We start from the raw sequence: 19,328 nt of genomic DNA, 5'->3' as shown, positions 1-19,328 counted from the left end.
GTTGCGTCCGCACGGGGGACATGAGGCCGTGGGAGTCGTGTCCTGCCGGATCTCACCTTCAGGAGGAGACATGGGCACGAGGAACAACGGCCGGCCCGCCGACAGGCTGAGCGTCGTCTTCACCGTCCGAGTGATCGAGGGCGGCGAGCAGCGATTCCTGGATCTGTACGACCAGCTCCGCAAGTCCGTCGCCCGGACCCCCGGTCACATCGTCGAGCGGCTGGGGGCGCCCGTGGACGGCTCCCGGCAGTGGGTCATCACCAGCGAGTGGCAGACGGCCGAGCACTTCTTCGCCTGGCAGCAGAGCGCGGAGCACCGCGCGCTGGTGGCTCCGCTGCGCCAGTGGGTCGACTCGACGCAGTCGCTGCGGTTCAGAGTCGTCAAGGAGACCCAGGGGGTGACGTCATGACGCGCACCGCCGACGGCCCCGTCGCCGTACTCGGGCTCGGCACGATGGGCACCGGCCTGGCCACCCGCCTCCTCGACCGGGGAACACAGGTCCGGGTCTGGAACCGTACCCCCGAGCGGGCCGAACCGCTTGCCGAGGCAGGCGCCTTCGTCGCCCCGCACCCCGCCGACGCCGTCGCGGGCACGAGCGCCGCCATCTGCGTCGTCGCCGACGGCGAAGCCCTCGGCTCCGTGCTGCGCGGACCCGGCGGCGTCCTGTCCAAGGGCCCTTACCCCGGCGTCCTGATCTGCGCCAGCACCGTCTCCCCCGAAGAGGTCCTCCAGATCGCCGGAGACATCCCCTCGGTCGTGGACGTCGGCATGCTCGGCAACCGTGACCATGCCCGTGACGGTGAGCTGCGGCTCTTCGTCGGCGGCGAGGAGCCGGCGTTCGACGCCTGCCGCCCGCTGCTGGAGGCGCTGGGCAAGGAGGTCGTCCATCTGGGCGCACTCGGTTCCGGCATGCGGATGAAACTGTGCCTCAACCTCCTGATGGGCATCGAGGTGCAGGCCCTGGCCGAGGTCACCGAACTGGCGACCGCCTGCGGCCTGGACCGGACGTTGGTCCTCAAGACCATCGCGGGCAGCGGCTTCGCCTCCCCGGTCATGGCGTTCAAGTCGAGGCGCCTGGGCTCCGGCCGCTTCGAAGAGCCGGACTTCCGGCTGCGGCTGATGGCGAAGGACCTCATGCTCGCTACCAAGCAGGCGGCGGCAGTCGGCCTGAGTCTGCCGCTGGCGACCGCCGCGGCAGAGACCCACGTCCGTGCCACCGAGCAGGGACTGGGCGACCAGGACTGTGCCGCGGTCACCCGCGCACTCACACCGAAACCGGGTAGCGACACGTGATCATCGACATCCACGGGCATCTGTCCCCGCCGGAGGCGGCCGAACGCTTCCCCATGCCCCCGAGCCTGACCGACGTCGACGGCATGCTCGCCGCTCGCGCCGAGGCCGGCATCGACCTCACCATCATCGGCAGCCCCGTCGGGGCCGGAGCGATGGCGCGGGTACCGGGCGTGGACAACTACGCGCAACCACGAGACCGGCTGCGCCGTTTCCACGCCTGGATGTCGGGGCTGATCGCCAGGTTCCCCGACCAGTTGCGCGGCTATGTGTACGCCAACCCGTTCGGCGACGACGATCACCTCGACGGGGTGCGGGAGACCTTGGAGGACCCGGCCTTCGTCGGTCTGATCACCACGTCCAGCGTCCACGGGGAGCTGCTCGGCTCCCCGCGCGCCGACTCCTTCTTCGCGCTGGCCGCGGAGGCGGGGGTGCCGGTCCTGGTACACGCCCCGGCCGAACCGGTCGGCACGGAACGGGTCGACGAGATGGGCTTCGTCGAGCAGATCGGCCGGTTCGGCGACGTCACCATGGGCATGGCCATGATCGCCTTCGCGGGGTGGCTGGACAAGTACCCGGATCTGCGGCTGATCGGTGCGACCGGCGGCGGCGCGATGGCGCTGCTGCCGGAGCGTCTGCAGACGGCGGCGCGTCCCCGGCACTGGGCCGGCGGCGCGGCGCCCTCCGGCCGGCCCGAGGCGGCCCCGGCCCCGTCGGCGGCCCGGGCACCGGCCGTCGACCCGGTCGCGGCGCTGCGGCGCATGTACGTCGACACGAGCCCGTGCAGTCCGGCGCATCTGAGCCTGAACGCGGAGGTGCTGGGGCCCGAGCGGATGCTGTTCGGTACCGACTCACCGCCGTTGGCCGTGCCGCTGGAGGAGCAGATCCGCATGATCGAGAAGTTGCCGGTCGACACGGCGGCGCAGCAGCTCGTCCTCGGTGGCAACGCCGAGGCCGTCTTCGACCTCGGGAGTCGTCCGTGACCACCACGCAAGAGGCCGTCACCGCGGCCGAACGCTGCACCCCGGAGTTCCGGCGGGACCCGCACACGGTCTACGCCCGGCTCCGCGACGCGGCCCCGGTCTGCCCCATGAGACCGGCGCACGGCAACGAGACGTACCTGATCACCCGGTACGAGGACGCGCGGGCCGCCCTGGCGGATCCGCGGTTGAGCAAGGACATGTACGGGGCGATGGACGCCTACCGGAGGATCTTCGGTGATTCGTCCGTCGCGCTGGACGACAACATGCTCAACTCCGACGGGCCCAAGCACATGCGGCTGCGCAGGCTGGTCAACTCCGCATTTACCCTGCGGCGGGTGGAGGCTCTGCGGCCGAAGATCCAGGACGTCGTTCGGGGCCTGCTCGACGAGTGCCCGGCCCGGGAGCCCTTCGACCTGTTGCCGGCCTTCGCGTTCCCGCTGCCGATCATCGTGATCTGCGATCTGCTCGGCGTACCGCCCCAGGAGCGGTCGTGGATGCAGAACCTGTCGTACACGGTGGCCCGGAGCGGCTTCGACGAGGAGGCCAGGCGGGCCCAGCAGAAGGCGGAGAGGGATCTGCACACGTACTTCTCGGATTTCGTCGCCGCCAAGCGGAGGCGTCCGGGTGACGATCTCCTGAGCGCGCTCACCGCGGTCCGGGACGGCGACGGCGGGCTGACCGAGAACGAGCTGGTCTCCACGGCGTTCCTGCTGATGTTCGCGGGTCACAAGACGACCGCCTACATGATCGGCAACGCCGTGCATCACCTTCTGTCCCATCCCGGACAGCTGCGCGCCGTGCGGGAGAACGGGGAGCTGATGCGTGCCGCGGTCGAGGAACTGGTGCGCTACGACAGCTCCGTGGAGAGCGGGACGTTCCGTTACGCGACCGAGGACGTGGAGTACGGCGGGACCCGGATTCCCAAGGGCGCCCTGGTCCAGGTCGCGATCAGTTCGGCCAACCGCGATCCGCTGAAGTTCGACGCCCCGGACGAGTTGAACGTGATGCGTCCGGGCCATGGGCAGGACGCGCATCTCGGGTTCGGGCACGGCAGCCACTACTGCCTGGGAGCCCCGCTGGCCCGGCTGGAGATGCAGCTGGCGCTCACCGTCCTGTTCGACCGGTTCCCGAGGATGGCTCTGGCCGACCCCCGCGCCGAGACGCGATGGCTGGAGGTTCCCTTCCCGGCCTTCCGCGGCCTCGCGGAGCTTCCGGTCGTGCTCGATCCTGTCGGGTGACCAGGGCGGGGGCGCCGTCGTATCGTTCCTGGGTACTGGCGTTCGAAACGGGGGGGGCGGCATGTCACCGGAGGACGACGAGGAGCGCGAGTTCGACCTGCGCTGGGCCGACCGGGCCGAGCACAAGGAACCGTCCGCGCGGGCGCGGATGCTCGCGGCCCGCTGGAAGGAGAACCCGCCGGACCCGGCGCCGTTCCGGGCGGACCCCGGCCCGGTGACGCCACGGCGGTCGTCCTGGGCGTCGACGGCGCTGGTGCTGGGATGCGTGGCGGCGGTGATCCTGCTGCTGGGGTACATACAGACGCGGTCGCCGTACTAGAAGGGGTCGGATGAGAAGGGGGCGGAAGAGGACCGGGGGCTCACAGGGACCTTTTGCCGCTACTAGGGACGTTCGGAACCTCCTCATGGGTCCGCACAGGTGCACACTGGACAGCGGGACGAGTGCCTGACTGCGGGGTGATGCAAGATGCAGAGCCGCTTCCGGAGCGACCGGCGGCTGACCGTGCGGATGACGATCACGCTGTTCCTGCTCGGGTTGTTGTACGTCGGCTTCGTTGCCGCGTTGATCGTGCTGCTGAAGTCGTGGCTGCTGGTCGTGGTGCTGGTGGGCGCGATGTTCGTGGCGCAGTTCTGGTTCTCCGACCGGATCGCGATGTTCGCCATGCACGGGCGGGTCGTGGAGCGGGAGGAGTATCCCGAGCTGCACGCGGTGGTGGACCGGCTGTGTGCCATCGCCGACATGCCGAAGCCCGTCGTCGCCGTGTCCGATATGGACATGCCGAACGCCTTCGCGACCGGACGGAATCCCGATCACGCCGTGGTCTGTGTGACCACCGGGCTGCTGCGGCGGCTGGAGCCCGCCGAGCTGGAGGGTGTGCTCGCGCACGAGCTGTCGCACGTGGCGCACAAGGACGTCGCCGTGATCACGATCGCGTCGTTCCTGGGCGTGATCGCGGGGCTGATCGTGCGGTTCGCGTTCTACTCGCAGCTCTTCGGCGGGGGCCGGCGGGACCAGAACACCGCCATCGTCTTCGCCGCCGTGATGGGTGTCTCCGCGGCCGTGTACGCGATCAGCTTCCTGCTGATCAGGGCGCTGAGCCGGTACCGGGAACTGGCCGCCGACCGGGCGGCCGCCCAGCTGACCGGCCGGCCTTCCGCGCTGGCGTCGGCGCTCACCAAGGTGTCCGGCGACATCGCCCGGATCCCCACCAAGGACCTGCGCACCGCCCAGGCCTTCAACGCCTTCTACTTCACCCCGGCGACCGGCAAGGAACCCGGCATCGAGCGCTTCTTCTCCACCCACCCGACCCTGGAGCAGCGGCTCGAGCAGCTGGGGCGGATCTCGGCGGAGCTGGGTGAGGCGGCGACGCCCGGGAAGGCCGGGTGAGCATGGGGCTCCTGGACATCCTGCTCGGCCGTACGAAACCCGTCGCACCCGACCTCGACCAGCTGTTCGCGCTGCCGTCGGCGGCGGTGACCCTGGAGGCCGCGGCCGGCTTCACGCCGACCGGCGAGGGCGCGGTGTGCTTCGCCACGGTGGAGGGCGCGGCCTTCGAACAGACGCACAGGGAGGTCCAGGCACTGCTCGACGCGGACGCGGACCGCAGCGGACCGCCGGTGGAACTGCACCAGGACGACTACGGGTACTCCTGGCTGGTCTCCCGGCGCACCCCCGACCAGCTCCCGCAGCTGGTCAACGACCTGCACGCGGTGAACAGCTCGATGGAGGTCAACGGCTTCGGCCCGCAGCTGCTCTGTTCCCTGGCCGCCTTCGAGGACGAGCGCGGGCGCAGGCTCGCGCTCGTCTATCTCTACAAGCGGGGCACCTTCTACCCCTTCGCCCCGCTGCCCGGATCCGGTCAACGGCGGGACAGCGCACTGGAGTTGCAGGTGAAGGCGGCGCTCGCGAACGACCTGCGGACCGAGCCGGACCTCAGCCGCTGGTTCCCGGTGTGGGGTGCCCCCGGCCTCTGACCGGCCGGGAGCACCCGCCTACTTCCCCTTCTCGTTCTGCTGACGCCGGGACTCCATGGGGCGCTCGCGACGGTAGCGGCGCTCCCACTTGGCCTGCTGGTCCCGGCGGTCGCGGTACGTCTTGTAGTCGCCGGCCATGCCCCCGCCCCCGCCGGACGGCGAACCGCCCGAGGAGGATGTCGACGACGAGCCCCGCCCGTACTGCACGTACAGGAAGAGCAGGGCGACGGCTGCGAGCCACCAGTTGTGGTTCCCGAATCCGAGGATGACCAGAACGACTGTTCCGGATAGGACAAAGGTGCCCATGACGGGCCTCCGTGGCGTGGGTGTGTGAGCGGTCGACGGATCCGACGGCACGCGGGGGACGGGCGGCCGTCCGTCGGTGCGTAGCAGAGTAGCCCCCAGCCCCCGGGGTGCGGACGCCCCTGCGGAAAGCGGTGGTGGACGACTCCGCAACGCGTGTCCAGCGTAGGCGGACGGTCACTGGGCGTGCACCCCGTTTTCGGGCGCGGCGCACGCGTGCGTGAATGTGCGTCATGGCTGAACTCATCGATTTCACGTGCGCGTACGACGGCGAGCGGCTCAGCGGGGTGCGAGCACCCGGTGCCGACGGCCCCACCGCGGTCCTGCTGCACGGCGCGGGCAACGGAAACGAGAAGCGACTGCGCCCGGTGCTGGCGGAGTTCACCGCCCACGGCTGCCGGGCCCTGGCCTTCGACTTCTCGGGGCACGGCGAAAGCACCGGCACACTGCGGGAGTTGAGCCTGCGCCGCCGCTTCGGGCAGGCGACGGCGGTGATCGACGCGCAGGTGCCGCCGGAGAGCCCCCTGGTCCTGGTGGGCTTCAGCATGAGCGGCCAGACGGTCGCGGATCTCGTACGGCACTACGGCGACCGGGTCTCGGCGATCGGCCTCTGCTCACCCGCGGTCTACCCGGCGGAGGCCTGGGACCTCCCCTTCGGCGACGGCACCGGCCGCTTCACCGAACTCATCCGCACCCCGGACGCCTGGCGCGCCTCCCCCGCACTCGAGGTGCTGCGCACCTACGCGGGCCGCTCGGTGCTCGCGGTCCCGGGCACGGACGCGGTGATCCCGCCGGCGGTCACCGCGGCCGTCCAGCAGGCCCTCGCCACCGGCTCCCGCTACTCCCGCTTCGAACTCCCGGACGCGGAGCACCGGTTGGGACTGTGGTTCCACGACCACCCGGAGGACCGGCGGGAGTTCGCGGCCATGCTCCTGGAGCCGCACGCCTGACTCAGACCCCCGGCGCCGCCGACAGGACGCCCGCGGTGACGGCCGCGTCGAGGGCGGCGTGGTCGGTGGCGGTCTGGTCGGCGTAGGCGAGGGCGAAGTCGGTGACCGCGTGGTCGAAGGTGTCGGTGCCGCCCAGGTAGGCGGCGATGGCGATGCGGTCACCGGAGCGCGCGTGGGCGCGGGCGAGGGTCGTACCGCACAGGGCGACGTAGCCGCGCAGGCCCTTCGGGTCCATGGCCGCGACCTCGGCGAAGGCCTTCATGTCGCGCAGCTGACGCCAGTAGAAGGCGCGGCCCTGGGGGCCGGTCGTCCAGCCGAGGAAGATGTCCCCGGCGGCCTGGAGCAGCCGCTGCCCGGCGACGACCCGGTGGCCCGGGTGGGCGTACGGCCCGCTCGGCAGATGCCGCTCCAGTACGGACGTCCGGGCCTCCTTGATCTGCAGGAACAGCGGGTCGTCGGCGTCCCGGCCGGCCAGGAGCACGATGAAGCAGCGGGTGCCGACACTGCCGACGCCGACGACCTTGCGGGCGGCGTCGACGAAGCGGTAGCGGTCCAGGAGGAGCCGGCGTTCCTCGGCGAGGGTGGAGCGGTAGTCGCTGAAGATCTTGCGCAGCGAGGCCATGTCGGACGCGCCGGCGGGTTCGAGGAGCGGCGGGTCCTGGATGATGCGGCGCCGTCCGCCGACCACCTCCGTGAGTGTGCCGAGCGCGTGCAGGCTGGTGCGGCGCCGGGTGCGGGCGAGGCTGTCCTCGAGCCGGCAGCGGCGGCGCGTGGAGCGGACCAGGGGCAGCAGGCTGCCGACGTCGATCCGCTCGTACCAGACGTCGAGCTCCCCGAGTCCCGCCAGCCGCCGCATGGCCGTCCGGTACCCGGCCACGGCCGCGCGGGTCGCGCCGCGGGCCTCCACATCGCTGTGCCCGTTCTCGCGGGCGGCGACGGCCACGGAGACGGCGAGCCGTTTGACGTCCCACTCGAAGGGCCCGGGGAACGTCTCGTCGAAGTCGTTGAGGTCGAAGACCAGGCTCCGCTCCGGGGAGGCGTACAGCCCGAAGTTCAGCAGATGGGCGTCCCCGCACAGCTGTACGGTGAGCCCGGTGTGCGGCTGGGCGGCGAGGTCGGCGGCCTCCCCCACTCTCGGCTTCGCTCGAGCGGGAGGTGCCCCCACCGGCGGCCGCGCCGCGCAGGAACGCGAAGGGCGAGCCGGCCATCCGCCCGTACCGGATGGGCAGCAGCTCGGGCACCCGGTCACGGCCCTGCCGCTCCAGTACGGCGACGGGTTCGGGCCGGTCCACGGACGGCAGCCAGAAGCGGTGCGCGGAGCGGGGGGCACGTTTACGGGCGGCCTTGCCACGGGCGGCACGGTCGGTGGGTGTGGCCATACGTCGCTCCCCTCGGTCGACTGCTCCCTCCTTCACCTGCTGATCGCAGTGAAAGCGACACGCCGGGCCACCCGCATGCGGAGCCCGGCGAACAGGTGACGGGGAACCCACCGGACGCCCCGTAAGGGGCGCGGGGAGCTGTGCGGGCAAAGGCACCGGGCGCCGTGCAGACACACGGCACCCGGCACCACCGGCTCACCGCGAGTAACGCATCAGCGCCCGCACCATGTGGCACGTCGTGTCCGACGGCGGGTGGATCCCGACGCTCTCCGCCGTGCTCCGTATCGTCTCGTTGCGCGCCTGGTTGGGCAGGTAGACGCCGGAGTCGAGCAGGGCGATGGCGAGGCGCATGGCCTTGAGGCGGCGGTTGTGCGTGACGTACCACTCGCGGGGCCGCCCGGCCGGCAGCGGGCGCTTCTCCGCCGGTGCGTAGGGCGAGTCGAGCAGGACGGCACGCTTGGCGGTGGACTGGCTCGGCAACGGCTTCGGCTTCAGTGCGGCAGCGGGCAAGGCATCCTCCTGTCGCGGTCAGAGTGCCCCCGGACACCCCGGCGACCCTCTCGAACACTGCTTCCAGTGTACTGGCGACCACTGACATTCAGGCAGCCCGAAAGGACATCAACATCCCAGGTGGAGCAGGGTATTTCGGATGGGACGGGATGGACACGAGAGGCCCGCGCAGCACCTCCGGAAATTCGAACAGAGCGGCCCGCGGCGATGACTCGGGCACCGGCGCCGACGCCGTCCCCGTGTTTCCCCGGGAACCGCAGTACCAGGACAGGCGAACGCCCCCTGGGCACAATCGGGGGGCATGGCGACCACAGAGCTCGGCGCGGCCCTGCGTCACTGGCGCGATCACGTCCCGCCCGAGGCCGTCGGCCTGTCCGCGGGCGGACGCAGGCGCGCGGCCGGGCTGCGCCGCGAGGAGCTGTCCCAGCCGGCCGGTATCTCCGCCGACTACATCATCCGGCTGGAACAGGGACGCGCCGCCAAGCCCTCGCCCCAGGTCGTCGAAGCCCTGGCCCGCGCCCTGCGGCTCACCCAGGACGAGCGGGCCCACCTCTTCCGCCCGGCCGGCCTCGCCCCGCCGGGTCCCGGCGCGGTCCCGCGGCGCATCGGCCCCGGCGTCCACCGCATGCCGGACCGGCTGACCGGCACACCCGTCGCCGTCTTCGACGCCGCCTGGACCCAGCCGCTCGCCAACCGTTCCTTCGGACCGAGCAGCGGTGAGCCCACTCAGCCGCACGCCCCGAACAGCCCAGGCCACCGCAAGCCCGGACGCCGACCAGCACACGATCGAGTCAAACCACCCTCGCGTGCGCTCCCTCATGACCAGCCGGCAACCGTCTGGCACTCCTGAACGTCGTCGGGACACAGCTGCTGACCGGCTGACCGCTACCGTTTCCGGCATGGAGATCTGGATCAACCCCGCCTGCTCGAAGTGCCGCACCGCGATCGGCCTGCTCGACGCCGAGGGGGCCGACTACACGGTCCGCCGCTACCTGGAGGACGTACCGAGCGAGGACGAGATCAGGGCCGTACTCGACCGGCTCGGGCTCGAACCGTGGGACATCACCCGCACCCAGGAGGCGGTCGCCAAGGAGCTGGGGCTGAAGGAGTGGGCACGGGACGCGGCGGCGCGCGACCGCTGGATCACCGCCCTCGCCGAGCACCCCAAGCTCATCCAGCGGCCGATCATCACCGCCGACGACGGGACGGCGATCGTCGCCCGGAGCAATGAGGCCGTGGAAGAAGCGCTGGCCAGGGGCAAGAACTGAACAACCTTCAACACAGCTGTGACGCAGGCCACTTCGGCGACCCCCGTAACCGCTGAGTAACACTGTTCGGCATCTCGTACATAGCGGCGTACGCTCCCCCACCTCTCTCAGGAGGCGCGCATGTCGCGTAGGAGAACCGTCAGTACGAAGAAGAAGATCGCACTGCTCGTCAGTGCCGCCGCGGTGGCGGGCGGCGGGGCCTTCGCCCTGGCGTCCACCTCGAACGCCGCGCAGACCCCGCAGAACGCCAGGACACTGTCGTCGGCGGCGGACTCGACGGTCTGCCAGGGGCTGGCCACGGCCCTCGGCAACAACCAGAAGTTCATCGCCGGACAGCAGGCGAACCCGGACGCCCAGTCGGCGGCCCGGATCGCCAACCGCCAGGCGGTCATCCAGCAGATCCAGGTCCAGCAGAAGGCGGCCGGCTGCGTCGTTGGGGAGTCGGCTCAGGGCTCCCAGGCGACGAGCGGCGCGCAGGCGGGACAGCAGACCGCGACTCCCTCGCAGAGCGCGGCCACGGGCACCACCGGCGGCGGCGCCGCTGCCGCCTCCGGCCAGCAGGTCTGCAAGGGCTCGACCGTCACCCTCTCCGGCGAGGCCGGCGCCCCGGCGGCGTCCAGCAACCAGTTCCCGGCCGGGACCACACTGAAGGTCACCAACCTGGACAACAACAAGTCCACGACGGTGAAGGTCACCTCGGTCTCCGGCAGCTGCGCCCTGCTCAACAACGCGGCCTTCGAACAGGTCCGGGAGCCGGGCAAGTTCCTGATCCGCCGCGCGCTGATCGAGAAGGTCGGCTGACCGGAAGAACGGAGCGGAACAAGGCCGCCGGCTCTTACGGAGGGACAGCCGGCGGCCGACCGGAAGCGGCCGCGTACGGCGCCCGAAATGGGCTCCGTACCCCGGCCTCCCCGGCCTCACAACGTGAGTCGCACCACAGAACCACCAGGTAACACGGGGTTCACATTCGAGCAATGATCGGGAAATCGCCTGTTGACAGGCTGCCGGGCAGAAAGCGGTGGCGCCCCAGTGCCGTAGCGCCGCAGCACTGGAAACCAGCACCCGCAAGTGCGCCCGACCCACCCCCGAAGGATGTGGCCCGTGACCTTCAAGGCTGAGTACATCTGGATCGACGGCACCGAGCCGACGGCCAAGCTGCGTTCGAAGACGAAGATCATCGCGGGTGCCCCCGCCGGTCTCGACGCGCTGCCGATCTGGGGCTTCGACGGGTCCTCCACGAACCAGGCCGAGGGGCACTCCTCGGACCGTGTGCTGAAGCCGGTCTTCACCTGCCCGGACCCGATCCGCGGCGGCGACGACATCCTCGTCCTGTGCGAGGTCCTGGACATCGACATGACCCCGCACTCCTCCAACACGCGTGCCGCGCTGACCGAGGTCGCGGAGAAGTTCGCCGCCCAGGAGCCGATCTTCGGCATCGAGCAGGAGTACACCTTCTTCGACGGCTCCCGCCCGCTGGGCTTCCCCGAGGGCGGCTTCCCGGCCCCCCAGGGCGGCTACTACTGCGGTGTCGGCGCCGACGAGATCTTCGGCCGCGAGATCGTCGAGGCGCACCTGGACAACTGCCTCAAGGCGGGTCTCGCGATCTCCGGCATCAACGCCGAGGTCATGCCCGGCCAGTGGGAGTTCCAGGTCGGCCCGGTCTCCCCGCTGGACGTCTCCGACCACCTGTGGGTCGCCCGCTGGCTGCTCTACCGCACCGCCGAGGACTTCGGCGTCTCCGCCACCCTCGACCCCAAGCCGGTCAAGGGCGACTGGAACGGCGCCGGCGCGCACACCAACTTCTCCACCAAGGCGATGCGCGAGGGCTACGACGCGATCATCACCGCCTGCGAGTCGCTCGGCGAGGGCTCCAAGCCGCTCGACCACGTCAAGAACTACGGCGCCGGCATCGACGACCGCCTGACCGGTCTGCACGAGACCGCCCCGTGGAACGAGTACTCCTACGGCGTCTCCAACCGCGGTGCCTCGGTGCGTATCCCGTGGCAGGTCGAGAAGGACGGCAAGGGCTACATCGAGGACCGCCGCCCGAACGCCAACGTCGACCCGTACGTCGTGACGCGGCTGATCGTCGACACCTGCTGCTCCGCCCTGGAGAAGGCCGACCAGGTCTGATCCACGGACAGTTCCTCGGAAGGGGCGTCCACCGTACGCGGTGGGCGCCCCTCTTCGTATGTCATCGTGACGCCATGGAGATCGACGAGGTGCTCGCCGTCAACGCCCGGACGGAGAACGGGCAGACGTACGTGTGGAGTTCGCCGGACGAGCTGCGGGCCGCGGTGCGGGGGCTGGGCGGGGCCGGGAACCGCTTCCTCGTCGCGCAGCGCATCCCGGACCTGCCGAACGTGTTCGCGCAGGTGTGGCACGAGGAGGGCGGGGACTACCGCCTCGAACACCGGTGCGGCGCGGACGAGTTCTTCGGTACGGACCTCACGGACCCGGAGCGGGCGGCGGACCTGCTCGTCGACTGGGCGCACGAGGACGACGGCTGGGACGCGGGCGTGGACTGGGCGCCGGTCGGGACACCGCCGCGCGAGGAGACGCCCGCGCTCGCGCCCGGGGTGGCGGCCCGCGCCGAGGACCATGTGCGCACGCTGCTCCGGGACGGCTACCTCGGGATCGACCGGCTGGTGCAGGAGACCGTGTACCTGATGGAGGACGGCGACGGGGAGGCCGACCGGGACGGTGCGCCGCCGGTCTCCCCGGCCCAGGCGCGCGAGATCGTCGAACGGCTCTGGGTGGAGCGGCTGGCGGAGCAGCGGGCGTGGACCGGGCTCACCGACCCGGACCGGCTGACGCGCGCGTTCGCGGCCCTGGAGCGCGAAGGCGTCGTCGCCCGCCAGGACTTCACCTGCTGCCGCTCCTGCGGGATGACCGAGATAGGCGCCGAGGCCGAGGACGCGGGGGCGACCCGGGGCTTCGTCTTCTTCCACCACCAGGGCACCCGCGCCGCGGCCGAGGGCCGTGGACTCACCCTCTACTACGGCGGTTTCGACGGTTCCGCCGCGACCACCACCGCCGTCGGCCGGCAGGTCGTCGCCGCGCTCGGCTCCGCCGGGCTGTCCGCAGTGTGGGACGGCAATCCGGACAAGGCGATCGAGCTCGCCCGGCTGACCTGGCACAAACGCCTGGTGGGATGAGATGTGCGAGGTCGACGTCACGCCGGGGACGCGTCCAAGCAGTGAGAGAAGGGTCCTGTTTCCGGGCTGTGTCTGCTTCAATGGGCGCATGGCCAGCTTCCAGAAGTACACCGCGACGGGTCGCCATGACCTCGAGCCCTTCTGGCCTTCCCGTCAGCACCACGACTTCGACCGGGTGTGTTGCCGCGCGATGAACGCGCGGGCCCTCTAAAGCCGTACACCCCGGCCTTCGGCCAGCGCGAAACGCAGTACGTCTCCCCGGCGCGCCCGACCACGAATCGCGGCCGTCGTCCCGACCGACGAACTCCTCGCGTGAAAGAGCTGACGTCTCATGGCGACCACTCGTTCTCTCTCCCCCGCCTCCGCCCTCGCCCCCTCCTCCCCCGGCCGGCACCGGCTGCGTGCCGTCGACCGGGACGAGGTCGTGGACATGGCCGACTTCCTGCCGCCGGGCGCCACCTGGCTGCCCGCCCCGCAGCACACCCTGCCGGCCCTGCCGGGCCGGCCGCCGATGATCGGCTACCTGGTGCTGGTCCCGGCGGACCAGCAGCCGCCGTTCCTGCCGGTCGCGGTACCGGACCGGCCGGACCAGCCGGAGGCGACCGCCGAACCGGACCCGGCGACGGGACCGGCCGGCGCCCGGCCGCTCGTCACCGTCGACACCGTGCAGCGCACCGCCCAGGTCGGCGGGCGTGAACTCGACCTCACCTACCTGGAGTTCGAGCTCCTCGCCCACCTGGTCGCGTACCCGAACCGGGTGCACACCCGCGACCAGCTGGTCACCACGGTCTGGGGCTACGGCCATGTCGGCGACGGCCGCACGGTCGACGTCCATGTCGCCCGGCTGCGCCGCAAGCTCGGCGCGGAGCACCGTGGCGCGATCCAGACGGTCCGCCGGGTCGGCTACAAGTACACCCCGCCGACCGGCCGATGACGGGCCGCTCTGCCCTCGGCAGAGCGCCGTTACGTCCGCCGCCCCGTCCGGGCACGATCACCGGCATGAGACTTCTCGTGCTGGGTGGTACGGAGTTCGTGGGGCGGGCCGTCGTCGAGGCGGCGGTCGGGCGCGGCTGGGAGGTGACCGTCTTCAACCGGGGCCGCCACCGGCCCCCGCCGGGGGTGCGGTCGCTGCACGGCGACCGCACCGCTCCCGAGGGTCTCGCCGCCCTCGCCGACGGCACCGGGTGGGACGCGGTCGTCGACACCTGGTCGGCCGCGCCCCGGGCGGTGAGGGAGACGGCGCGGCTGCTGCGGGGCCGCGCCGGACGGTACGCGTACGTGTCCAGTTGCTCGGTCTACCAGTGGCCCCGGCCGGCCGGTTACACCGAGGACGCGCCCCTGGTGGCGGGGGCCGCGGCCGACGCGGACCGCACCGAGTACGCGCGGGACAAGCGGGGCGGTGAGCTGGCCGCCGTCGAGTCCTTCGGGGCGGACGGTTCGATCCTGGTACGGGCCGGGCTGATCCTCGGCCCGTACGAGAACGTCGGCCGGCTGCCCTGGTGGCTGAACCGGATCGCGCGGGGCGGGCCGGTACTGGCTCCCGGCCCGCGTGAGATGCCCGTCCAGTTCGTGGATGCCCGCGACCTCGCCGAGTGGACCCTGGGGGCGGTCGAGCGGGGCCTGTCCGGGCCCTACAACCTGGTCGGCCCGCCCGGCCGCACCACGATGGGCGAGCTGCTCACCGCCTGCGCCCACGCCACCGGCTCGGACGCCGAACTGCGCTGGACGGAAGCGGAGTCGATCCTCGCCGCCGGGATCGAGCCCTGGACCCAGCTGCCGGTGTGGGTGCCGCCGGACAGCGAGTACTACGACGGCCTGCACCGGGTGGACGTCTCACGGGCGCTGGCCACGGGCCTGACGTGCCGCCCGGCATCGGAGACCGTGGCCGACACGTGGCGCTGGCTGCGGGAGATCGGCGGTACGGCGCCGGTGCGGGCGGACCGTACGGCCGTGGGGCTCTCCCCGGATGTCGAGAATCGGGTACTTGGAGTTTCAGAGTTCGGGTCGTGATCCGTCTGCGGGCCGGTGGGGGCTGGTCGCGCAGTTCCCCGCGCCCCTTCGGGGGCGCTTCATGTCCCCGGGGTGTATCTGGCACCACCCCCTCAGACGGGGCTTCGGGCCAGTGACCTCCCTCCCGGCGGTCCACGAGACTGGCGCCATGACGACGAACACGAACAGTGGCGGCTTCCGGGGCAGGGCCCGGGAGGTTCTGCTCGCCGCGGTGCGGGGGCTGGTGCTGGCCCTGGTGATCCTGCCGGTCTCCGTGCTCTGCTTCACCCTGACCGCGGTCTCCGTCGCGCTGGTGCCGATCGGCGTCGGCATCGTCACGACCCCCTGGATCCTGGGCGGCGTACGGGACGTGGCGGACGTACGGCGGCGGCTCGCGTACGAGTGGTGCGGGGTGCGGATCCGGTCGGCGTACCGGCCGCTGCCGCCGGACGCCAACCCCTGGACCCGCACCTTCGGGATGCTGCGGGACCCGCAGGTCGGGCGGGACGTGCTGTGGCTGTTCGTGGACATGACGGCCGGGTTCCTGACCGCGCTGCTGCCGGCGGTGCTGCTGTTCTATCCCTTCGAGGGGTTCGCGGTGGCCGCCGGGCTGTGGCGGGTGTTCGCGGACGGTGCCGGCACCTACTGGTACGGCTTCGTGCCGGTCTCCGGCCCGCCCACCCAGTTCGGGGCCGCGGCCACCGCCGCCGTGCTGCTGGTCGGCGCCTGGTACCTCTGCCCGCGCCTGCTCACCGCCCACTTCCGTCTCACCCGTGCCGTCCTCGACCCGGGGGAGGGCGAACTCGTCGAGCGGGTACGGGTGTTGACCGAGACCCGGAAGGACGCGGTGGACACCTCGGCGGCCGAGCTGCGCCGCATCGAGCGGGATCTGCACGACGGGGCGCAGGCCCGGCTGGTCGCCATGGGTATGGACCTCGGGACGATCGAGATGCTCATGGACAAGGATCCGGAGAAGGCCAGGCAGCTCCTCACGCAGACCCGGCAGGCGTCCGTGGAGGCGCTGGGCGAGCTGCGCGACCTGGTCCGGGGGATCCATCCGCCGGTTCTCGCGGAGCGCGGGCTGGGGGACGCCGTACGGGCGCTGGCGCTGCGGCTGCCGCTGCCCACGGAGGTGACCGTGGACCTGCCCGGGCGGGCGGACGCGCCGGTCGAGTCGGCCGCCTACTTCGCGGTGAGCGAGGTGCTCACCAACGCGGTGAAGCACTCCGGGGCCGACCGGATCTGGGTGGACCTGCACCACACCGACGGCATGCTGCGGATCTCCGTCACCGACCACGGGAAGGGCGGCGCGGTGATCGGCGCCGGGTCCGGGCTCGCCGGGGTGGAGCGGCGGCTCGGTACATTCGACGGCGTCCTGGCCGTCGGCAGCCCCGCGGGCGGTCCCACCATGGTCACGATGGAGATTCCGTGCGCGTTGTCCTAGCCGAAGACCTGTTCCTGCTGCGCGACGGGCTGGTCCGGCTGCTGGAGGCCTACGGCTTCGAGATCGCGGCAGCCGTCGAGTCCGGCCCCGAACTCACCCGCGCCCTGGCCGAGTTGAAGCCGGACGTGGCCGTGGTCGACGTACGGCTGCCGCCCACGCACACCGACGAGGGGCTGCAGTGCGCGCTCAGGGCGCGGCAGGACCGGCCGGGGCTGCCGGTGCTGGTGCTCTCCCAGCACGTGGAGCAGCTGTACGCGCGGGAGTTGCTGGCGGACGGCAGTGGCGGGGTGGGGTATCTGCTGAAGGACCGGGTGTTCGACGCGGAGCAGTTCGTGGACGCCGTACGGCGGGTCGCGGCGGGCGGTACGGCGATGGACCCGCAGGTGATCCAGCAGCTGCTGTCCCGGCGTGCGGACGACCGGCCGCTCGGGGGCTTGACAGCGCGCGAGCTGGAGGTCATGGAGCTGATGGCGCAGGGCCGTTCGAACGCGGCGATCGCGGCTCAGCTCGTCGTCACGGAACGGGCCATCGCCAAACACACCTCCAACATCTTCACCAAACTGGGACTTGAGGTGTCGGACGACGACAATCGGCGTGTCCTGGCGGTGCTGGCCTACCTTGACCGTGACCGCTGATTTTCCCGGAACTTCCGCAGCTCAAACGGCAGTTGTGCCCCAAGTGCGTAACAAAAATCTGATGAATTTGTGAGGCGGCTGAACACCTCTGAGATGAGGTGCGTATGAGAGGGCGCCGCTTCACTCCTGTCGGGCGCCTCGATGCCGCCCCGCAAGGAAGGTCTGAGGAGTTCCATGGGACGCAACATACGCAAACGCCGTTCGCCGCTGGCCGTCAAGGCCATAGCCGCATCGGCGGCCATAGCGCTCGGCGGGGGCGGGCTGCTCTGGGCACAGATGAACGCTTCGGCGCACGAGTCGAACAACTCCGCCCAGAACTACACGAAGGCCGCCGCCGCCACGGTCGCGACGATCTCCTGCCCGGATGTCGGCCAGAAGCTGACGAGCGTGCCGGACAAGGCCAAGCAGGGGGTGGCGACCGAACTGGCCAACCTCGACAAGCAGATCACCGAGGCCTACGCCCGGCTCGCCTCCACCCGCCAGGCGCAGGCGAACGACGCGAACTTCGTACAGAACGCGATCGTCGGCCCCCTGAAGGAGAAGCGGGCGGCCACGATCGACCGGATCCGGATCGACGTCACGCGGGTCGGCGGGCAGTTCAACAGCGCGCTGTCGCAGCTCGCTGCCTGCACCACGCAGAGCGTCGACCAGACCACCGCGGGCCAGGGTGGCGGCCGTAACAACGGCGGCCAGAACAACAACGGTGGTCAGAACAACAACGGCAACAACGGGCAGGCCTCGGCCTCGGCCGCCCCGAGTGCCAGCGCCAGCGCTCCGGCCAACATCGGCGGGCAGGCGGGCAACGGCCCGGTCGCCGCGGACTTCGTGGACATCACGAAGGTCGCCGCGAACGTCCAGGCCAAGCCGCAGAACAGCGGCAACGCCTCGACCGGTTCCTTCACCACCCGCTGCGGTGTGAACGCGAACAAGAACCACAACACCGACAACGTCATCGTGGCGCCCGGCGTGACCAACGGCGCGCACCACCTGCACGACTACGTCGGCAACCAGAAGGTCAACGCGTTCGCCACCAACGACACGCTGATCGCGGACCAGACCAGCTGCCAGAACCAGGGCGACCTGTCGGCCTACTACTGGCCGGTGGTCCGTGTCCAGGACGGCACGCAGGACTTCGACCAGAACGCGGACGGCGGTGGCAAGGAAGGCAACGTCGGCAAGATCCTGACGCCGCTCCAGGCGCAGATCAAGTACGTCGGCAGCCCGGCCAGCAAGGTCACCGCGATGCCGCAGTTCCTGCGCATCATCACCGGTGACGCCAAGACCACGATCAACGGTCTGGCCAACGCCAACGCGCACTGGAGCTGCACCGGCTTCGAGAACAAGGTCCAGCTGACCGAGCAGTACCCGATCTGCCCGCAGGGCAGCAACGTGGTGCGTACCTTCGCCTTCCAGAGCTGCTGGGACGGCAAGAACATCGACAGCGCCAACCACCGCACGCACGTCGCCTTCGCGGACCCCGCGAGCGGCACCTGCGGCAACGGCTTCGTCGCGATCCCGCAGCTGACGATGCGCCTGGTCTACAAGGTCACCCCGCCGACCATCGTCAACGGCCAGGTGAAGAACGCCTACGCGGTGGACGGCTTCCCGGAGGAGCTGCACAAGGCGGCCACCGACCACGACGACTTCATCGCGGTCTTCAAGAACAACCTGGCGACCACCATCGCCAACTGCATCAACACCGGCAAGAAGTGCCAGTGAGCGCTAGCTAGCCGATAGCACGAAGCGGGCGGTGGGATTCTCCCACCGCCCGCTTTCGTATGTGCCGCGAGCGGATCAACCGCTGTGCGCCGCGTGGTTGGTGCCGATCTCCTCCCCACCGCCCAGGGTGGTCTGCAGCGTCTTGACCACCTTGTCGGTGCCGACGGCGACCCACTTGCGGCCGACGAGGTAGAAACCGCCGTAGTCCTTGGCGTCGTTGATCCACTCGCGCTGGCCGCGGTCGGTGGCGAAGGTGGCGAAGACGAACTTGCCGGCGGAGGTCTTGCAGATGGCCTGGCGGACCTCGTCGGAGTCGATCTGCATGTCCGGGGTGCACTTCACCTTGGCGGCCAGGCTCTCCAGACTGCCGGTCGCGGTGACCGGCACCTTGGCTTCCGCCTTGCTGTCTCCGGTTCCGCAGCCCGCCAGCGCCAGTACGGCCACGGCGCCGGCCACGGCGGACATCGGTCGGGTCAACCTCATCTGAT

General features: G+C 71.0%; 20 protein-coding genes and 2 pseudogenes. 18 read left to right on the top strand and 4 right to left on the bottom strand.

What is annotated here, in order from left to right:
* The first annotated feature begins 70 nt into the window (after positions 1 to 70).
* The 7 genes from AB0D85_RS05285 (at position 71) to AB0D85_RS05255 (ending at position 5,485) form a co-directional block, all read left to right on the top strand.
* Positions 71 to 409 (top strand): antibiotic biosynthesis monooxygenase family protein, encoded by a 339-nt coding sequence (locus tag AB0D85_RS05285; protein WP_362313867.1) that lies wholly within the window; start codon positions 71 to 73, stop codon positions 407 to 409.
* Positions 406 to 1,293 (top strand): NAD(P)-dependent oxidoreductase, encoded by an 888-nt coding sequence (locus AB0D85_RS05280; RefSeq protein WP_362313864.1) that lies wholly within the window; start codon positions 406 to 408, stop codon positions 1,291 to 1,293. The genes AB0D85_RS05285 and AB0D85_RS05280 overlap by 4 nt, the downstream gene beginning before the upstream one ends.
* The gene (locus AB0D85_RS05275) at positions 1,290 to 2,273 is read left to right on the top strand and encodes an amidohydrolase family protein (protein ID WP_362313861.1); all 984 of its coding nucleotides are present in this window, start codon (positions 1,290 to 1,292) and stop codon (positions 2,271 to 2,273) included. The genes AB0D85_RS05280 and AB0D85_RS05275 overlap by 4 nt, the downstream gene beginning before the upstream one ends.
* Positions 2,270 to 3,511 carry a cytochrome P450 gene (locus AB0D85_RS05270; RefSeq protein WP_362313858.1) on the top strand — a complete coding sequence of 414 codons (1,242 nt, stop codon included), beginning with the start codon at positions 2,270 to 2,272 and terminating at the stop codon, positions 3,509 to 3,511. The genes AB0D85_RS05275 and AB0D85_RS05270 overlap by 4 nt, the downstream gene beginning before the upstream one ends.
* A 61-nt stretch (positions 3,512 to 3,572) precedes the next feature.
* Positions 3,573 to 3,830: a hypothetical protein gene (locus tag AB0D85_RS05265; RefSeq protein WP_362313855.1), complete on the top strand. Its 258-nt coding sequence runs from the start codon at positions 3,573 to 3,575 to the stop codon at positions 3,828 to 3,830.
* Between the two features lie 147 nt (positions 3,831 to 3,977).
* A complete protein-coding gene (gene htpX / locus AB0D85_RS05260) occupies positions 3,978 to 4,898 on the top strand; it encodes a zinc metalloprotease HtpX (protein WP_362313852.1) in 921 nt (306 codons plus the stop codon).
* Positions 4,899 to 4,900: 2 nt separating this feature from the next.
* Complete coding sequence (locus AB0D85_RS05255) at positions 4,901 to 5,485, top strand: hypothetical protein (RefSeq protein WP_362315167.1); 585 nt, start codon at positions 4,901 to 4,903, stop codon at positions 5,483 to 5,485.
* A gap of 18 nt (positions 5,486 to 5,503) precedes the next feature.
* On the opposite strand, the gene AB0D85_RS05250 is transcribed toward AB0D85_RS05255, so the two are convergent.
* Entirely contained in the window at positions 5,504 to 5,791 is a 288-nt protein-coding gene (locus tag AB0D85_RS05250) for a hypothetical protein (RefSeq protein WP_362313849.1), read from the bottom strand.
* A gap of 230 nt (positions 5,792 to 6,021) precedes the next feature.
* Between AB0D85_RS05250 and AB0D85_RS05245 the strand changes: the two genes are divergently transcribed.
* The gene (locus AB0D85_RS05245) at positions 6,022 to 6,738 is read left to right on the top strand and encodes an alpha/beta hydrolase (RefSeq protein ID WP_362313846.1); all 717 of its coding nucleotides are present in this window, start codon (positions 6,022 to 6,024) and stop codon (positions 6,736 to 6,738) included.
* Between the two features lies 1 nt (position 6,739).
* Here the strand turns inward: AB0D85_RS05245 and AB0D85_RS05240 are convergent.
* Positions 6,740 to 8,117: pseudogene (locus tag AB0D85_RS05240) on the bottom strand (DUF2252 domain-containing protein).
* A 195-nt stretch (positions 8,118 to 8,312) separates the two neighbouring features.
* Positions 8,313 to 8,627 (bottom strand): hypothetical protein, encoded by a 315-nt coding sequence (locus AB0D85_RS05235; RefSeq protein WP_362313843.1) that lies wholly within the window; start codon positions 8,625 to 8,627, stop codon positions 8,313 to 8,315.
* 301 nt (positions 8,628 to 8,928) lie between these two features.
* Between AB0D85_RS05235 and AB0D85_RS05230 the strand changes: the two are divergent.
* The 10 genes and pseudogenes from AB0D85_RS05230 to AB0D85_RS05185 form a co-directional block, all read left to right on the top strand.
* Positions 8,929 to 9,321, top strand: a pseudogene (locus tag AB0D85_RS05230) (helix-turn-helix transcriptional regulator); the annotation flags it as partial.
* 205 nt (positions 9,322 to 9,526) lie between these two features.
* Positions 9,527 to 9,895 (top strand): arsenate reductase family protein, encoded by a 369-nt coding sequence (locus AB0D85_RS05225; RefSeq protein ID WP_362313840.1) that lies wholly within the window; start codon positions 9,527 to 9,529, stop codon positions 9,893 to 9,895.
* Positions 9,896 to 10,015: 120 nt separating this feature from the next.
* A complete protein-coding gene (locus tag AB0D85_RS05220) occupies positions 10,016 to 10,696 on the top strand; it encodes a hypothetical protein (protein WP_362313837.1) in 681 nt (226 codons plus the stop codon).
* 300 nt (positions 10,697 to 10,996) lie between these two features.
* Positions 10,997 to 12,028 carry a glutamine synthetase gene (gene glnII, locus AB0D85_RS05215; protein WP_362313834.1) on the top strand — a complete coding sequence of 344 codons (1,032 nt, stop codon included), beginning with the start codon at positions 10,997 to 10,999 and terminating at the stop codon, positions 12,026 to 12,028.
* Between the two features lie 74 nt (positions 12,029 to 12,102).
* Positions 12,103 to 13,053, top strand: a complete 951-nt coding sequence (locus tag AB0D85_RS05210) for a hypothetical protein (protein WP_362313831.1) — start codon at positions 12,103 to 12,105, stop codon at positions 13,051 to 13,053.
* 331 nt (positions 13,054 to 13,384) lie between these two features.
* Entirely contained in the window at positions 13,385 to 13,987 is a 603-nt protein-coding gene (locus AB0D85_RS05205; protein WP_362313828.1) for a winged helix-turn-helix domain-containing protein, read from the top strand.
* Positions 13,988 to 14,052: 65 nt separating this feature from the next.
* Entirely contained in the window at positions 14,053 to 15,063 is a 1,011-nt protein-coding gene (locus AB0D85_RS05200; RefSeq protein WP_362313825.1) for an SDR family oxidoreductase, read from the top strand.
* A gap of 148 nt (positions 15,064 to 15,211) precedes the next feature.
* The gene (locus tag AB0D85_RS05195) at positions 15,212 to 16,486 is read left to right on the top strand and encodes a sensor domain-containing protein (protein WP_362313822.1); all 1,275 of its coding nucleotides are present in this window, start codon (positions 15,212 to 15,214) and stop codon (positions 16,484 to 16,486) included.
* Entirely contained in the window at positions 16,471 to 17,121 is a 651-nt protein-coding gene (locus AB0D85_RS05190; protein ID WP_362313819.1) for a response regulator transcription factor, read from the top strand. The genes AB0D85_RS05195 and AB0D85_RS05190 overlap by 16 nt, the downstream gene beginning before the upstream one ends.
* Before the next feature lie 174 nt (positions 17,122 to 17,295).
* Positions 17,296 to 18,840, top strand: a complete 1,545-nt coding sequence (locus AB0D85_RS05185; RefSeq protein ID WP_362313816.1) for a DUF1996 domain-containing protein — start codon at positions 17,296 to 17,298, stop codon at positions 18,838 to 18,840.
* Between the two features lie 75 nt (positions 18,841 to 18,915).
* Here AB0D85_RS05185 and AB0D85_RS05180 read toward each other — a convergent pair whose 3' ends face one another.
* A complete protein-coding gene (locus tag AB0D85_RS05180; protein WP_362313813.1) occupies positions 18,916 to 19,323 on the bottom strand; it encodes a hypothetical protein in 408 nt (135 codons plus the stop codon).
* Between the last annotated feature and the right edge of the window lie 5 nt (positions 19,324 to 19,328).

The organism is Streptomyces sp. NPDC048277, from assembly GCF_040652235.1.
Taxonomy (GTDB): Bacteria; Actinomycetota; Actinomycetes; order Streptomycetales; family Streptomycetaceae; genus Streptomyces.
Note: the sequence above shows the minus strand (reverse complement) of the source record. Positions and strands in the feature narration are given on the sequence as shown.

Bases quoted from the DNA above. Each gene is read 5' to 3' on its own strand.
- AB0D85_RS05285 (WP_362313867.1), top strand. From the start codon at position 71: ATGGGCACGAGGAACAACGGCCGGCCCGCCGACAGGCTGAGCGTCGTC.
- AB0D85_RS05280 (WP_362313864.1), top strand. From the start codon at position 406: ATGACGCGCACCGCCGACGGCCCCGTCGCCGTACTCGGGCTCGGCACG.
- AB0D85_RS05265 (WP_362313855.1), top strand. From the start codon at position 3,573: ATGTCACCGGAGGACGACGAGGAGCGCGAGTTCGACCTGCGCTGGGCC.
- htpX (WP_362313852.1), top strand. From the start codon at position 3,978: ATGCAGAGCCGCTTCCGGAGCGACCGGCGGCTGACCGTGCGGATGACG.
- AB0D85_RS05255 (WP_362315167.1), top strand. From the start codon at position 4,901: ATGGGGCTCCTGGACATCCTGCTCGGCCGTACGAAACCCGTCGCACCC.
- AB0D85_RS05250 (WP_362313849.1), bottom strand. From the start codon at position 5,791: ATGGGCACCTTTGTCCTATCCGGAACAGTCGTTCTGGTCATCCTCGGA.
- AB0D85_RS05245 (WP_362313846.1), top strand. From the start codon at position 6,022: ATGGCTGAACTCATCGATTTCACGTGCGCGTACGACGGCGAGCGGCTC.
- AB0D85_RS05225 (WP_362313840.1), top strand. From the start codon at position 9,527: ATGGAGATCTGGATCAACCCCGCCTGCTCGAAGTGCCGCACCGCGATC.
- AB0D85_RS05220 (WP_362313837.1), top strand. From the start codon at position 10,016: ATGTCGCGTAGGAGAACCGTCAGTACGAAGAAGAAGATCGCACTGCTC.
- AB0D85_RS05210 (WP_362313831.1), top strand. From the start codon at position 12,103: ATGGAGATCGACGAGGTGCTCGCCGTCAACGCCCGGACGGAGAACGGG.
- AB0D85_RS05205 (WP_362313828.1), top strand. From the start codon at position 13,385: ATGGCGACCACTCGTTCTCTCTCCCCCGCCTCCGCCCTCGCCCCCTCC.
- AB0D85_RS05200 (WP_362313825.1), top strand. From the start codon at position 14,053: ATGAGACTTCTCGTGCTGGGTGGTACGGAGTTCGTGGGGCGGGCCGTC.
- AB0D85_RS05195 (WP_362313822.1), top strand. From the start codon at position 15,212: ATGACGACGAACACGAACAGTGGCGGCTTCCGGGGCAGGGCCCGGGAG.
- AB0D85_RS05185 (WP_362313816.1), top strand. From the start codon at position 17,296: ATGGGACGCAACATACGCAAACGCCGTTCGCCGCTGGCCGTCAAGGCC.
- AB0D85_RS05180 (WP_362313813.1), bottom strand. From the start codon at position 19,323: ATGAGGTTGACCCGACCGATGTCCGCCGTGGCCGGCGCCGTGGCCGTA.